Origin of the sequence: Amycolatopsis sp. MEPSY49 (assembly GCF_051337345.1) — a bacterium.
Classification (GTDB): domain Bacteria; phylum Actinomycetota; class Actinomycetes; order Mycobacteriales; family Pseudonocardiaceae; genus Amycolatopsis.
On sequence record NZ_JBDLYJ010000017.1, the window covers coordinates 22,598 to 37,629 of the forward strand.

12 protein-coding genes are annotated in these 15,032 nt (G+C 72.7%); 3 read left to right on the top strand and 9 right to left on the bottom strand.

From position 1 onward, the window contains the following. Positions 1-57 precede the first annotated feature (57 nt). The gene (locus tag ABFJ78_RS43965) at positions 58-2,316 is read left to right on the top strand and encodes a hypothetical protein (protein ID WP_436393492.1); all 2,259 of its coding nucleotides are present in this window, start codon (positions 58-60) and stop codon (positions 2,314-2,316) included. A 48-nt stretch (positions 2,317-2,364) separates the two neighbouring features. On the opposite strand, the gene ABFJ78_RS43970 is transcribed toward ABFJ78_RS43965, so the two are convergent. The 3 genes from ABFJ78_RS43970 to ABFJ78_RS43980 form a co-directional block, all read right to left on the bottom strand. Then, positions 2,365-3,057, bottom strand: coding sequence for an LPXTG cell wall anchor domain-containing protein (locus ABFJ78_RS43970; protein ID WP_436393388.1), 693 nt, complete (start codon positions 3,055-3,057; stop codon positions 2,365-2,367). 251 nt (positions 3,058-3,308) lie between these two features. Continuing rightward, a complete protein-coding gene (locus ABFJ78_RS43975) occupies positions 3,309-4,835 on the bottom strand; it encodes an amino acid permease (protein ID WP_436393389.1) in 1,527 nt (508 codons plus the stop codon). Between the two features lie 87 nt (positions 4,836-4,922). Further along, positions 4,923-5,840 carry a cation diffusion facilitator family transporter gene (locus ABFJ78_RS43980; protein WP_436393390.1) on the bottom strand — a complete coding sequence of 306 codons (918 nt, stop codon included), beginning with the start codon at positions 5,838-5,840 and terminating at the stop codon, positions 4,923-4,925. Positions 5,841-5,990: 150 nt separating this feature from the next. On the opposite strand from ABFJ78_RS43980, the gene ABFJ78_RS43985 reads away from it, so the two are divergent. Next, positions 5,991-8,921 carry a BTAD domain-containing putative transcriptional regulator gene (locus ABFJ78_RS43985; protein WP_436393391.1) on the top strand — a complete coding sequence of 977 codons (2,931 nt, stop codon included), beginning with the start codon at positions 5,991-5,993 and terminating at the stop codon, positions 8,919-8,921. Between the two features lie 212 nt (positions 8,922-9,133). Here ABFJ78_RS43985 and ABFJ78_RS43990 read toward each other — a convergent pair whose 3' ends face one another. The 6 genes from ABFJ78_RS43990 to ABFJ78_RS44015 form a co-directional block, all read right to left on the bottom strand. After that, positions 9,134-9,685 carry a hypothetical protein gene (locus ABFJ78_RS43990; RefSeq protein WP_436393392.1) on the bottom strand — a complete coding sequence of 184 codons (552 nt, stop codon included), beginning with the start codon at positions 9,683-9,685 and terminating at the stop codon, positions 9,134-9,136. A gap of 105 nt (positions 9,686-9,790) precedes the next feature. Further along, positions 9,791-11,020 (bottom strand): mannose-6-phosphate isomerase, class I, encoded by a 1,230-nt coding sequence (gene manA / locus ABFJ78_RS43995; protein WP_436393493.1) that lies wholly within the window; start codon positions 11,018-11,020, stop codon positions 9,791-9,793. Positions 11,021-11,074: 54 nt separating this feature from the next. Continuing rightward, positions 11,075-12,169 (bottom strand): hypothetical protein, encoded by a 1,095-nt coding sequence (locus tag ABFJ78_RS44000; RefSeq protein WP_436393393.1) that lies wholly within the window; start codon positions 12,167-12,169, stop codon positions 11,075-11,077. Beyond that, on the bottom strand, positions 12,153-12,365 hold the full coding sequence (locus ABFJ78_RS44005) for a Trm112 family protein (protein ID WP_285458791.1): 213 nt from the start codon (positions 12,363-12,365) through the stop codon (positions 12,153-12,155). Before ABFJ78_RS44005 ends, ABFJ78_RS44000 begins: the two co-directional genes overlap by 17 nt. 75 nt (positions 12,366-12,440) lie before the next feature. After that, complete coding sequence (locus ABFJ78_RS44010; RefSeq protein WP_436393394.1) at positions 12,441-13,796, bottom strand: phosphomannomutase/phosphoglucomutase; 1,356 nt, start codon at positions 13,794-13,796, stop codon at positions 12,441-12,443. Positions 13,797-13,876: 80 nt separating this feature from the next. Beyond that, entirely contained in the window at positions 13,877-14,230 is a 354-nt protein-coding gene (locus tag ABFJ78_RS44015) for a DUF3499 domain-containing protein (RefSeq protein WP_086677666.1), read from the bottom strand. 79 nt (positions 14,231-14,309) lie between these two features. Here ABFJ78_RS44015 and ABFJ78_RS44020 point away from each other — a divergent pair, with 79 nt between their 5' ends. Further along, a complete protein-coding gene (locus tag ABFJ78_RS44020) occupies positions 14,310-14,774 on the top strand; it encodes a metallopeptidase family protein (protein ID WP_364384953.1) in 465 nt (154 codons plus the stop codon). Positions 14,775-15,032: the final 258 nt, after the last annotated feature.

The following is a 15,032-nucleotide window of genomic DNA, read 5'->3' on the forward strand; positions in this document are numbered from 1 at the left end:
ACTACCGTTGTCCGCTCGACCTTCCCTAGGATCGCGTAGGAGGCCTGCACCGTGCCCATGCCCGGCCCGGACACCCGCGTCGTCGAAATCCGCGTCGCCGGCCTGGTCGGCACCAGCGGGGAGACGCTGCTCGACGCGGTTTCGACCGTCGACGTCGCCGGCGACGGGCTGGGCCGCGTGATCCGCCCGGCGGACCGGCTGCGGCGGCCCGCGCCCGGGCCCGTGCTGCCGGCGCTGGGCCGGTCGATCCCGCGGACCCTCGAAGGCTACCTCTGGAGCGGCATGACGTCCGGGGGCGCCGCGAAGGCGACCTGGGCGCTCCTGTTCCCGTTCTCCCTGGCCAACGTCGCGTTCTGGATGCTGCCACCCGCCCCGCCGGACCGCCGCCTCGCGCACGTGCTCGGCGCCGTGTGCCGCGGCCTGCTGCGCGTGAGCGCGCTGCTGCTGACCATGCTGCTGATGGGCCAGCTCGCGACGATCGCGCTCGACCTGTTCGCCGCGCAGTGCCTCGCGCCCGGGTCGGGCTGCCTGCCCGCGATCCCCGACGTCCTGCGCTCGGTGCCCGCGCGGATCGCGGTCGGCGTGCTGCCCCTGCTGCTCGTGATCTTCGTCCTGCACCGGATTTCGAGTGCGACCTGGGCGGTGCACGCCGACGGCGACCTGACCGGGGGGCCGCTGCGGATGCGCGCCGACCCGGAGACGCCGGCGCTGCGCTGCCTGCACACCGTCGCGGCGCTGGCCTCGGTCGCCCTGCTGCTGCTCGGCGGGCCGTTCCGGGTGCCGGGGAACGGCTTCGACCTGGTGGTCTGGATCGTGACGCTGGCGCTGGTCGTCGCGACGGTCGTCGCCGCCGCGATCGGCGTCGACACCGGGCGGTTCGCCCGGCCCGGCGTGATCGGGCTGGCCGTGGTGCTCGTCGTCCTGGCCGCGGTCCGGTTGCGGCCCGGCACCGGCCCGCTGCCGGGCACCAACGGCGTCGTCGAAGGGCTCGGCGCGGCCCTGGTCGCCGTCACGGTCCTGTTCGCGCTGTTCCTGCTCCCGGCCGCGCTGCTGGCCCGGCCCGGCTGGGAGCACAAGCCGCGCCGGCTGCGGCCGTGGCTCGGCGGCTGGGCGGCCGCGCCGGTGCTCGCGCTGGCCGGGCTGCTCGGCGGCGGGTTCGGCGCCGGCCTCGCCGAAGCCGTCCGGCGGCTTTCCGGGGCCGAATTCCTGCGGGTGCCCGACACGTACCTGCTGGTCACCGTGCTGTGGGGCGCCGGGCTGGCGCTGGCGGCGGTGCTCGGCGTGCTGGGCTTCGCGGTCGCCGTCCCGCTGCGCCGGCTGCGGCGGGGCGTCCCGGAGATCGTCACGCTGATGGAGCACGACGAGCGGCAGGAAGCCCAGGCCGCGGCGGCGTGGGCGCGCTCGGCGTGGGAACGGCGGCACCTGCACCACCTGGCGCTGACGGTCGCCAGCGCGATGTCCGCGGGCGGCGCGGCGCTGCTGGTGCTGCGGTTCGGGTTCGGGCTGGTCCCCGGCTGGTTCGGGCCACTGTCCGCGATCGGCGTGGTCGCGCTCGGCGCGCTGGCCGCGGGCCTGCTGCGCGTCGTCTACACGGCCGCGCGGACGCCGCAGCGCAGCCGGCACCTCGGCGCGCTCGCCGACCTCGTCTGCTTCTGGCCGCGGGCCGCGCACCCGACCGTGCCGCCCTGCTACGCGCTGAAGGTCGTCCCGGAACTGGCCGCGCGGGCGCGCGAGCACCTCGCCGAACCGGGGACGCGGGTGGTGCTCTCCGGCTACAACCTCGGCAGCCTGCTGACGGTCATGGCCGCCGCGCGGCTCGCGGCCGAACTGCCGGAAGCGGACCTCGAACGCGTCGGCGTGCTCACCGCGGGCTCACCGCTGCAGTGGGGCTACCAGCGCGCCTTCCCGGCGCTGCTCCCCCAGGAAGCGCTCGAGACGCTCTTCGCCGACCTGGACGGCCGGTGGCGCGCCCTCTGCCGCGGCACCGACATCTTCGGCGGCGGCGTGACGACGTGGCGCCACGAGGTCTCCGACCGGCAGCTCTTCGGTGTCGGGTTCCAGCCCGAGGGCGGCTCCGGGCCGCTGAAGGCGCGGGCCGACGAGAACGGCGTCCTCATCCTCGGCGGCGACCACTGGCTGCCGGACCCGCTGCGCGGCCCGACCGGCCGGCACCGCTGGGCGCCGGGCGTGCTCAAGCACCAGGACTACGTGGTCGACGCGGAGTGGGACCACGCCGTCGCGATGGCGGCCGGGCTCGGCAAGCCGTCGGTCGGTGAGCAGGGCCTGCTCTTCGGGGACTTCCCCTCGAAACAGTGAAGGCCCCTCGCCGGAGCGAGGGGCCTTCGACCGCGAGCTAGCTCAGCTTCACTCGGAAGCCTTGCGACGGAACTTCAGCAGCGCGAGCAGGCCGCCGCCGCCGAGGATCAGCAGGGCCGCGATCCAGACGAGCCACATGTTGTCGAAACCGGTGTTGGCCAGGCCACCGCCGGTGCCGGACTCGTTGCCCGCCGGCACGACGGCCGCACCCGTGGTGCTGGTCGGCGCGACCGTGGTCTCCGAGGAGGCCGGAGCGCTCGGCTTCGTGGTCTCGGTCGGCTTGGTCGGCTTCGTCGTGACGGTGGACTCCGGCGGGGTCTCCGTCTTGCTGCCGCAGGCGAACCAGTGGCTGATGGCCGGCACGTTCTGGAAGTTCTTGCCGACCATCGGGGCGTGCAGCTTCTCCCACGGCGGGGTGGCCGGCAGGCCCTTCTTGCCCGGGCGGTACGTGTTGTACTCGTTGCCGCCCTTGACCACGATCGCGGCGACCGTGACGCCCTTGGGGACGCTCTTGACGGTCAGGTACTGGTCCTTGTTCGTGCCACCGGTGACCTCGAGGAGGTCGCTCACGTCGATGGCCTTGCCCAGACCGATGTCGGAGCACTTCGTGGCGTTGCCCACGGTGCCTTCGGCACGGTCGTCACCGGGGACGCACGCCAGCGCGGAGCCGGCGGTGCCGATGAGAGCAGCGGTGGTCAGCGCCATGATCGCGACGGCGCCGCGGAAGGTACGTCTGCGCATTCAGAACTCCTGTACCGGCGGGAAGAGAGCACTTGCGAAATCTGGGGGGTCGCGGCGCCACCGAACGTGCGAATCACGCTGCTGTAATTCACCCGTCAGTGGTGCGCGAAGGATCGAAAGGTATCGCACGTCACTTCCCCTGCTACACGGGGTCCCCTTATCGGCACGAACAGCAAGATCGCCTGGTGTGAAGTTCCCGCTAAAAAGCCCCGCCGACCTGCTGACCAGGTCGGCGGGGCGGTTGCGGGTTGCTACGCCTCGGGTGCCTTGACGGGCTCGTCGAGCCCTTCGGCCTGCCGCTTGCCGAGCAGCGAGTGCCGCCGGCTGTAGGCGAAGTAGATCAGCACGCCGACGACCATCCAGGCGACGAACCGCAGCCACGTCAGCACGGTCAGGTTCAGCATCAGCCACAGGCACGCGAGGATCGCCAGGATCGGGATCAGCGGCACCAGCGGCACCTTGAACGCGCGCGGCAGGTCGGGCCGCGTCCGGCGCAGGACCAGCACGCCCGCCGAGACCAGAACGAAAGCGAACAGCGTCCCGACGTTGACCATCTCTTCGAGCTTGTCCGCCGGGAAGAAGCCGGCCGCGAGGGCGACCAGGCCACCGACGATCAGCGTCGCGCGCTTCGGCGTGCCGTGCTCGCCGGTCTTGGCCAGGCCGCGCGGCATCAGGCCGTCGCGCGACATCGCGTAGATGATCCGGACCTGGCCGAGCATCAGCACCATGACGACGGTGGTCAGGCCGGCCAGCGCGCCGAAGGAGATGATGTTGGCCGCCCAGTCGACGCCGTTCGCGGCGAACGCCGTGGCGAGCGTCTTGTGGCTGCCGTCGCCCGCCGAGGTGGCCAGGTCCTTGTACGACGTCATGCCGACGACCACCAGCGACACCGCGACGTACAGCACGGTGACGATCGCCAGCGAGCCCATGATCCCGCGCGGGACGGCCTTCTGCGGGTTCTTCGTCTCTTCGGCGGTGGTCGCGACGATGTCGAAACCGATGAACGCGAAGAACACCAGCGAAGCACCGGCCAGCAGGCCGAAGACGCCGAACGAGCTGCTCGCCCCGCCCGCGATCAGCGAGAACAGCGACTGGTCGACGCCGGTCTCGCCCGAGCCGCCGGTCGAGCCCGGCGGGATGTACGGCGAGTAGTTGGCGCCCTTGATGTAGAAGATGCCGAGGATGATCACGAACAGCACGACGGCGACCTTGATGCCGGTGATCACCATCGAGACCCGCGAAGACAGCTTCGTGCCGACCGCCAGCAGCGTCGTCAGGACCGCCACGACGAGCAGCGCCCCCCAGTCGACGGTCACGCTGCCGATGTCGAACGTCGTCTTGGTGCCCTTGCCGAAGAGGTAGCCGAGCACCGTCTCGAGGTAGACCGACCAGCCCTTCGACACCGCGGCCGCGCCGACGGCGAGCTCCAGGATCAGGTCCCAGCCGATGATCCACGCCATGAACTCGCCGAAAGTGGCGTAGGAGAACGTGTACGCGCTGCCCGCGACCGGCACGGTCGACGCGAATTCCGCGTAGCACAGCGCCGCCAGTGCGCAGGCGATCGCGGCGAAGACGAAGGCCAGCGAGACCGACGGGCCGGCGTAGTCACCGGCCGTGCGCGCGGTGAGCGTGAAGATGCCGGCGCCGATGACGACCGCGACCCCGAAGACCGTGAGGTCCCACGCGCTCAGGTTCCGCCGGAGCTTGGTGTCCGGCTCATCGGTGTCCGAAATGGACTGCTCGATGGATTTAGTGCGCCACAATCCCGTTCCGGGCACCGTTGACCTCCCTGCGGCTGGCCTGCATGTATCGCGGTAGGTCACCCTATCGGGTCAGACGCGTGACGGCTCGCCGAGCGAGGAGACCTACTTGGCGAGGCTGCGGTCGAGGTCCGGTTCGAGGTAGATCAGCTTCGCGACGGGCACCTTGGCGCGGACGCGCGCTTCGGCGTCGTCGATGGCCGTGGCCAGCTCGGCGGTGTCGAGGCCGGGCACCATCGCGAGCTTCGCCGCGACGAGCAGCTCGTCCGGGCCCAGGTACTGGGTGCGGATGTGGATGACCCGCTCGACCTTGCCCGCGGCCAGTTCGTCGACGATCGTCGCGAGCATCGGCTCGTTGGCGCCTTCGCCGATGAGCAGGCTCTTCATCTCGACGATCAGGATGATCGCGATGACGCCGAGCAGCGCGCCGATGGCGAGGGTGCCGACGCCGTCCCAGACCGGGTCGCCGGTGACGACGGACAACCCGACGCCGAACAGCGCCAGTACCAGGCCGAGCAGCGCGCCGGCGTCCTCCAGGAGGACGACGGGGAGCTCGGGTTCCTTGGCCTGGCGGATGAAGCCCCACCAGGTGGCGTCGCCCTTGATCTTCTTCGACTCGCCGATGGCGGTGTAGAAGCTGTAGCCCTCGAGGCCGACGGCGACGAGGAGGATGATCACGGCGACGATCGGCGACTCGAGCGGCTCGGGGTGCCCGATCTTGTGGATGCCTTCGTAGATCGCGAACGCGGCGCCGAGCGTGAAGAGCATCAGGGCGACGATGAAGGAGTAGAAGTACCGGTCGCGGCCGTAGCCGAAGGGGTGTTCCTTGTCGGCCGCGCGCTTCGACGTCTTCTGGCCGAGCAGCAGCAGGCCCTGGTTCGTGGTGTCGGCCAGCGAGTGCACGGACTCCGCGAGCATCGACGACGACCCGGTGACGAGGAAGCCGACGAACTTCGCGGCCGCGATCCCGGCGTTCGCCCCGAGCGCGGCGATGATCGCCTTGGTTCCGCCTCCAGCTGACACGACCGCTCCCCTGGTAGGTCCTGTATGTCCGGGTGGAGCCTAATGGGGCGCGTCCGGCTTGGCCGTGCCCGCCCGGGTTACGGGCGAACCCCCCGGTTTCTGTCGGATCCCTTCGCTACGGTGACCGCTCCGGCACTGGGGAAGGTGGACATGGCTCACTTCGGCGTGCTCGGGCCGCTCGCCGTCGAGGGGCCGCCGGGGCACTGGGTCACGCTGCGCGGCGACCGGCAGCGCACGCTGCTGGCCGTGCTGCTGCTCAACGCCAACCAGCACGTCCACGTCGACGTGCTGGTCGAAGCGCTGTGGCCGGAGCAGCCGCCGAAGTCCTACGCGTCGAACCTGCACACCTACCTCTCGCGGCTGCGCGAGCGGATCGACGGCCTGCGCGTCGACCACGGGCCGCCCGGCTACCGGCTGCGCGTCGAACCGGACGAGCTCGACCTGCTCGCCTTCCGGGCGGCCGTCGCGGACGGGCAGCGGGCCGGGGACGCCGTCACCGCGTCGCGGCACTACCGGCGGGCGCTCGCGCAGTGGCGCGGGCCGGTGCTGGCCGGGCTGCACGTCCCGCGGCTCGACGCCGACGTCGCGCGGCTGGAGTCCGAGCGGCTCGCCGTGTTCGAGGACTGCGTCGACGCCGAGCTCACCGCGGGACGCCACGGCGAGCTGACCGGCGAACTGCAGGCCATGATCACCGAGCACCCGCTGCGCGAACGGCTGGCCGCGCAGCTGATGATCGCGCTGCACCGGGCCGGGCGGCAGGCCGACTCGCTGGAGATCTACCGGCGGCTGCGGACGACGCTGATCGAGGAGCTCGGCGTCGAACCGGGCGCCGAAGCCCGCCGGGTGCACGCCGCCGTCCTGCGCGGTGAGGATCCGGTGCCGCGGATGCCGCCGCCGGTCTGGCCGGTGTGCCAGCTGCCGCCGGACATCGCGGACTTCACCGGCCGCGACGCCGAACTGGCCGAGCTGACCGGCGTGCTGGGCCGCGACACCGGCGTCCCGGTGGCCGTGCTCACCGGCGAACCGGGCGCGGGCAAGAGCACCCTGGCCGTCCGCGCCGCGCACCGGCTGCGAGCGCGGTTCCCGGACGGCCAGCTGTACGTGCCGCTGAGCGGCCGCGAAATCGGCGAGGTGCTGGCCGACCTGCTGCGCGCGCTCGGCGTCCCCGGCCCGGCGGTCCCGGACGACGTCCGCGCCCGCGCGGCGGTGTTCCGCGGCAGGCTGGCCGACCGGCGGGTGCTGGTGGTGCTCGACGACGCCGGCGACCCCGAGCACGTCCGCGCCCTGCTGCCGGGTACGCCGGGCTGTGCGGTGCTGGTGACCAGCCGGCAGCGGCTGAGCGGGCTGGCGGGCGCGCACCGGCTGGCCCTCGGCCCGCTGTCCGACGACGAAGCGGCCGAGCTGCTGAACCGCCTCGCCGGGGCGCGCGTGACCCGCGAGCGCGCGGACGCGGGCCGGATCATCGCGGCGTGCGCGCGGCTGCCACTGGCCTTGCGGATCGCCGGCAGCAGGCTGGCGATCCGCCCGCACCTGCGGCTGGGCGAGCTGGCCGACCGGCTGGAGGACGAGGTCCGCCGGCTCGACGAGCTGACCGTGAGCGACCTGGCCGTCCGGAGCAGCATCGCGCTGAGCCACGAAGGGCTGCGGCCCCCGGCGCGGCGCGCGTTCCGGCTGCTGGGGCGGTGCCGGCTGGCCGACCTGCCGGCGTGGGCGGTCACGACGCTCATCGGCACCCCGGACGCCGACGAAGCGGTCGAAGAGCTCGTCGAAGCGAGTCTGCTGGAGGCGCGCGGACCGGACGCGACGGGCGAGGGCCGGTACCGGATGCACGACCTCGTCCGGCTTTACGCGGCGGAGGGGCCGGCTGTCGAAGGTGGCTCTTCGACGGTGCTGGCGGCGACCCTCGCGCTCGCCGACGCGGCCGCGGCCCGGCTGCCGCGCACGGTGCCGATGCCGGCGGTGGCGCATTCGCCGTTGCCGCAGCCGTTGCCGGACGCGTTGGTGTCACGGCTGCTGGAGCGTCCGGAGGACTGGTTTTCGGCCGAGCGCGCGAACCTCATGCGGCTGATCGGCTCGCTCGGTGCGCGGGAAGCGTTGCTGCTGCTGGACAAGCTGAGCGTGTACTTATACCTGCACGGGCACTACGCGGACATGCGCGCGGCGTGCGAAACGGTGCTGGCGGCCGCGGACGACCGCGCGACGGCGGTGATCGCGGAGGCGAACTTGGCCCTCCTGCGGCACGCGCGCGGGCAGTACCTGGAGGCGGCGTCGGCGTACCGCTCGTGCGCGAAGGAGCTCGAGGCGAGTGGCGACCGGCGTACGCACGCGTGGGTTTTGGCGAACCTGGCGCACTGCTTGATCGGGCTGGGCCGCGCCGAAGAGGCGTTGCAGACGGCGGCGGAGTCCCGCGAACTGTTCATTGTGGACGGTCAACAGGAAGCGCACCTGGTCCGGGCGGCGGAATCGGCGGCGCTGCTGCGGCTGGGCCGGGTGACGGACGCGCACGAGGTGGACGAGCTGGCGTTGGCGGCGGCCCGCGCGACGGGTGACCCGCGCCGGATCGGCATGGCACTGCACGGGTTCGCGTGGTCGTCGCTGCTGACGGGCTCGGACGTCGAGGCGGCGTCGGCGATCGCGGAGTCGGTGGAGCTGCTGCGCAGGACGGTGGCGCGGTCGGCGTTGGCGAAGTCGTTGCGGACGCTGGGAGCGATCGCGGCGGCAACGGGAGCCAGATCCCGCGCGACGGCGGCGTTCGAGGAAGCCCGGGCGCTGGCACGCGACCTCGACGAGCGTCCCCGCGAGTTGTCGTGCACGCGGGCGATCGCGGCGAGCTGGATCGGCGAAGGCCGCGCGGCGGAGGCGATCCCGGTGCTGCGAGGGTGTTTGACGGAGTTCCGTGCGATGGGCGGCCGGTCGGCGACGGGGTTGACGTGGCTGGTCCTCGCCCGGGCATGCGAAGCGGTGGGCGACACGGCTGGGGCGGTGGAGGCGACCGCGGAGGCGGACGAGCTGGCAGACCCACGAGACGCGAGCGCGGCGGCGGTGAGGCGGGCGTTGCTGGCGCTGACCGAGCCCGCTTGAGGCTTGGCTCACGGCTGCTTCGGTGAGTGCCCCTCGCCCTCACCGAACTTGGGTCTCCGCTGCCCTCCCTTTTTGACCGCCGCAGCTGCCGCCGCGTCCCTCCCAATCCACGCGCAGATCCAGTCACCGAAACGGGGTGGTGCCGCCCCCTCACGGCACCACCCCAAGCCCACGGACGCCGGGCCCCGCGACCGGCGTCACCCCCAGGGGGCCTACTGACCCTTGCGGGCCTTCGCGTACCGGTTGACCGCCGGCAGCCACGACAGCACCACGGCGACCAGCCCCGTCGCCAGCACCAGCCACGCCACTCCGCGGATCGCCGCCGTTCCGCCCTCGATGTCCGTCGCCAGCCGCAACGCCACCCCCGCGTTGGCCAGCGCCGCCAGCGTCAGCAGCACCCGCACCCACGCCGCTCCCCGCAGCGCCAGCAGTCCCCACACCAGCAGCACCACGCCGAAGAAGATGGCCAGCGCGCCGCGGACCTGGAGGGTGCTCTGCACCTCGTCCGCGGCCGCCTGCAGGAGGGCGCCGCCCTCGGCCTTCACCGAGTCCGCCGACGCTCCCGTGATCGACGCGATCGTCTGCGCCGAGACGTCCAGCGCCATGTCACGGCCGCCGACGAAGTACAGGACCCCGTCGACGATCGCCGCCAGCGCCGACAGCACGGCCACCCCCACCAGCGCCGGCAGCGCTCCGGGCCGGGACGGTGCCGCGACCGGGGCAGGCCGGGGCAGCCCGGTCGCGGCATCGGGATAGGAAGTCACAAGCTCGTTCTCCTCGAAAATCGACACGACGGGGCCTAACAACCACCCCTACGAGCGATAGTGGAGAAGAGCACCACACGGAACGCACACAGAACCGCGCGGAAGTCAGTCCTCGCAGGTTCCCGCGGTCGCCCGGAACAGCTGCGCCCGCTCGCCGCCCAGCGGGCGCACGTGGACGGGTGGGTCCGCCGCCGGCAGCCACACCGACTGACCCCGCCGCAGCTCGACCTTCTCGCCGTCGTCGGCCGTCACCAGCAGGTCGCCCGCCGTGCACAGCAGGATCTGCGGGCCCGCGCTGTCGACCGAGATCTCGTCGTCCTGGCCCGGTGCCCACTCGACGCGCGAAAGCTCGAACTCCGGCGCGTCCGTCCGGTACACCGAAAGGCGGTCGCCGCCGTCGCCGCACTGGACCGGCATCTCGCCGCACGCGAAGTCGACCACGCGCAGCAGCTCCGGCACGTCCACGTGCTTCGGCGTCAGCCCGCACCGCAGGATGTTGTCCGAGTTCGCCAGGATCTCCACGGCCGTGCCGTGCAGGTAGAGGTGCAGGTTGCCGGCCGGCAGGTAGATCGCCTCGCCCGCGCGCAGCGTCAGGCGGTTCAGCAGCAACGCCGCCAGCACGCCCGCGTCGCGCGGGTGCGCCTCGCCGAGCTCCAGGATCGTCCGGCACTCGACCGCGAATTCGCCGTGCTCCTGGACGTGCCGGACGCACGCGTCGAGCACCTCCGGCAGCAGCGAGTCCAGCGACGGCTGCGGCAGCGTGATCCACGTCGTGAACAGCGCCCGCAGCCCGTCCGGATCCGGCTGCGCCTCCAGCAGCCCCGTGTACTTCGCCAGCCCGGGCGTCTCGATCGCCTTCAGCAGCTTCACCGTGCGGTCCGGCTCGCGGAACCCGGCCAGCGCGTGGAACTCCGTCAGCGCGCAGACCAGCTCCGGCTTCGCCGTCGGGTCCGGGTAGTTGCGGTTGGCCGCGTCGCGCGGGATGCCCAGCTTCTCCTCGCGGGCGTGCCCCTCCGCGGCCTGCGCCGCCGACGGGTGCGCCTGCATCGACAGCGGCTCCTCGGCCGCGAGGATCTTCAGCAGGAACGGCAGCCGCCCGCCCCACCGCTTAGCGCACCGCTCGCCGAGCTGGGTCACCGGGTCGGCGTCCACCAGCTCGAGCAGGCTCCGCTCGGTCCCGTCGGGGCCGATGACGTGCGACGGGTCACCCGGGTGGGCGCCCATCCACAGCTCGGCCTCGGGGTGCGGCGCGGGTACCGGCCGGCCCAGCAGCTCGGGGATCGCCGTCCGCGATCCCCAGGCGTAGGGCCGCACCGCGTTGCGCAGCAGCTCCACTGTCACCTCAACTCCACTCCTTCGGCGCCGGCCGGGGCCGGTGCTCGGCGGGTCTCACGCCGTCGCGGGCGCGAAGCGGCCCGCGCCGCCGATGCTGCCCGCCGCCAGCCCGAGATAGACCGCCGCCAGTTCGAACCGCAGCGCCAGCACCGCGGCCCGCACGATTTCGTCCGCCTCGATCTCCTCAGCGGGTGCGATGACGTCCGCGCCCGGCAGCAGATCCTCGGCCTGGTAGCGCGCCGCGTCCGTGGCCGGACCGGTCCGCACCGAGAGGAGCAGCACCCGGGTCGGGATGTCACCTGATGGATCGTCCGGATCGGCGAAGATGTCACGCTCCGCGCCACTCGATTGCGCGGCCCGCCGCAACGCGGGACGCGCAAGAGCCTGACGATAGTCCTCGACGTCGCACACCGTAGCCGCATGGGCGGCGAACGCGTGCGCAGCGTGCTCGCCGACGGCGACCGCGACCGGGTCCAGGCCCCACAGCAGCGGCACGCGGTCGGCGACCCGCAGCGCGAGCGCCTTGGCCGGGTTCGCGAACGAGTCCCGGGCCAGATAGTCCTTCTCGGCCTCCAGGTCGAGCTGGTCGGCCAGCACCTGGACGTCGGAGATCAGCAGGCCCAGCGCGTTCGCGGTGAGCAGCCCGGCGGCCAGGCCACGCGGGAACGCCAGCTCCGGCGGCACCGGGATCCGCGGCGCGAGCAGCACACCCTTGCCCGCGACAGCGGCCGCGACCGGACCTTCCGCCGGCGCCGAGAGCACCACCGAGGCGCCGTAGCGCGCGGCGCGCTCCAGCGACGCGGCGAGCTCGCGGTCACCGGGGTCGTCGGTGTGCGCGAAGACGACGTCGAGCGCGCCGATCCAGCTCGGCACCACCTCGGCGACGACGACCGGGACCGGGCACGACGGCGCCAGCAGCGCCGCGAGCAGCCGGGTGAGCGTCCGGCTCACGCCCGGCCGGTCGATCAGCACGACGGCGCGCGGCCGGCCCATGTCGAGCCGCTCGGACAGCTCCAGCTCGGCGGCCAGTTCGGCGGTCGCGCGCACCTGGGCGCCCGCCATCGCGGCGGCCCGGAGCAGTCCCGCGCTGTCGGCCTCGGCCAGCCGCGCGGGGTCGTCCAGCAGGGTGTCGTCAAGCACTGTCGGCATCGGAGTTCCCGGGCACGGTGGCCTCGTCGAGGAGCAGGACCGGGATCCCGTCGCGGACCGGGTACACCCGGCCGCACTCGGTGCACGTCAGCGCGTCGGCCTCGGGGTCGTCCGGCGCTCCGGGACGCAGCGGGGCGTGATCGGGCGACGGGCACGCCAGGATCTCGAGGAGCTGGGCGTCGAGCGTGATGGCCATGGTTCCTCCATACCACGCAGAGGGGTGTGGTGAAGGGCACCTTCCGGACACGGTTGCGCCCTTCACCGTGGACGGTCAGTTGCGGATGATCGCGAGCACTTCGTCCACCAGGCCCTGCACGGCCTCGGCGTTCGCGGCTTCGACGTTCAGCCGGAGCAGCGGTTCGGTGTTCGACGGGCGCAGGTTGAACCAGGCGCCGCCCGGCAGCTGCACGGTCAGGCCGTCCAGCTCGTCGAGCTCGACGCCGGACCGGGTGCCGAAGGTGTCCTTGACGGCCATCATCTTCGCGACCTGGTCGTCGACTGTGGAGTTGATCTCACCCGAAGCCGCGTAGCGCGAGTACGCGCTGGTCAGCTCGCTCAGCGGACCGCTCTGCTCGCCGAGGGCGGCGAGCACGTGCAACGCCGCCAGCATGCCGGTGTCGGCGCGCCAGAAGTCGCGGAAGTAGTAGTGCGCGGAGTGCTCGCCGCCGAAGATGGCGCCGGTGCGGGCCATCTCGGCCTTGATGAACGAGTGGCCGACGCGGGTGCGGACCGGCTTGCCGCCGTGCTCGGCGACGATCTCCGGCACGCCCTTGGACGTGATCAGGTTGTGGATGATCGTGCCGCCCGGGTCCTTCGCCAGCTCGCGCACGGCGACCAGCGCGGTGATCGCGCTCGGCGAAACCGGCTCGCCGCGCTCGTCGACGATGAAGCAGCGGTCGGCGTCGCCGTCGAAGGCCACCCCGGCGTCGGCGCCGACCTCGCGCACCTTCGCCTGCAGGTCGACGATGTTCTTCGGGTCGAGCGGGTTGGCTTCGTGGTTCGGGAAGCTGCCGTCGAGCTCGAAGTACATCGGCACGACCTCGATCGGCAGCCCGTCGAAGACGGTCGGGACGGTGTGCCCGCCCATGCCGTTGCCGGCGTCGACGACGATCTTCAGCGGCCGGCTGCCCGACAGGTCGACGAGGTTGCGCAGGTAGGCGGCGTAGTCGGCGAGGACGTCCCGCTCGCTCACGGTGCCGCGCTGGCCTTCGAAGCTGGGCACCCCCTGCTCGACGGTGTCGCGGATCTCGGCGAGCCCGGTGTCCTGGCCGACCGGGGACGCGCCCGCGCGGCACATCTTGATGCCGTTGTACTTGGCCGGGTTGTGGCTCGCGGTGAACATCGCGCCCGGCAGGTTCAGCGAACCCGAGGCGAAGTACAGCTGGTCGGTGCTGGCCAGCCCGATGCTCACGACGTCGAGGCCCTGCGAGGTGACGCCCTCGGCGAAGGCCGCCGCCAGCCCCGGCGACGAGTCCCGCATGTCGTGCCCGATCACCACCGAGGGCGCTTCCGGCTTGATGAGCAGGGCGAACGCGGCGCCGAAGTCGCGGACGAGGTCCGCGTCGAGCTGCTCGCCGACCACGCCGCGAATGTCGTAGGCCTTCACGATGCCCGAAAGGTCTGGCACGCCGTCTCCCCGCGAATAGTCGTCCCGGCGCCCGCTGCGCCGCGCGGAAAGCCTACCGGCGGCGCAGGTGGGTTACGCGTTCAGGCGCGACCGGGGAGGACCCGCAGGTGGCCGCGGCGCCCGGACGGGCCCTCCGGCTCGGGCGCGGGGGCCGGTTTGCCGGGGCGGCCGGCCTCGCGCACGGCCTCGGCCAGCGCGGTCAGCTCGTCGGCCGACGGGTCCGGCGCGGCGAAGGCGCCTTCGTGCCGGACGACTTCCCAGCCCTTGGGGACGGTCAGCCGGAGCGCGTGGGCTTCGCAGAGGTCGTACGAGTGCGGCTCGGAAGCGGTGGCGAGGGGGCCGACGACGGCGGTGGAGTCGCTGTAGGCATACGTCAGCGTGGCCACAGCCGGCTCGAGGCAGCCGGTACGCGAACACTTCCGTACGTTCCGCACGATCCGAAACGATAGCGCGTCGCCGCAAGCTAGTAGGAGCGACACGCGCTTGGACGCGCCGACCGCATAGACTTCCGGGGTGGCGACGGCTCGTGACTACCGACAGCGGCGGCGTTCGCGACGGGACCGGCACGGCCGGGGCCTGCGCGGGACGCTGTACCCGGCGACCCTGCCCGCCGCCGCGAGCCGCGCGGAGCGGTTCGACGCGCTGGTGCTCGACGCGCTCGAGCCGATCGAAGCCCGCTGGCGCCACGAGCTGACGAAGCTGGACGTGGCGGTCGACGACGTGCCCGAGGTCCGCGAGAACGGCCGGGCGCCATCCGACGGCGTGCTGCACGACGGCGCGGTACCGCTGTCGCGCCTGGTCCCCGCCGGCGTGGACCGCACGGGGCTGCCGACGCGGGCCCGGATCGTGCTGTACCGGCGGCCGCTGGAGGCGCGCGCGAAGGACCCGTCGGAGCTGGCGGACCTGGTGCACGACGTGCTAGTGGAGCAGGTGGCCGGGTACCTCGGCGTGGAACCGGACGTCATCGAAGGCGAGTAGCACTGGGCTGCGGCTCACTGCGCACCGGAGGCCGGCAACGCAAGCCGACCAACGACGTCACCAGACCCGAACAGCCGGGTTTTCTGCCGCGGCTCAAAAGCAAAAGACTGTCCTCGCCGGACGGGCAGGCTCTGGGATGGCCACCCGTTTCGCTGCGGTCTCTCGTTTGGGACGTGGGCCGCGGGGTGGTCATCCCGTCGCCTGGACGAGGCCTATCACTTTGAGCCGGGCCCGCAAGCCTGGCATGCTCCCTCGCCT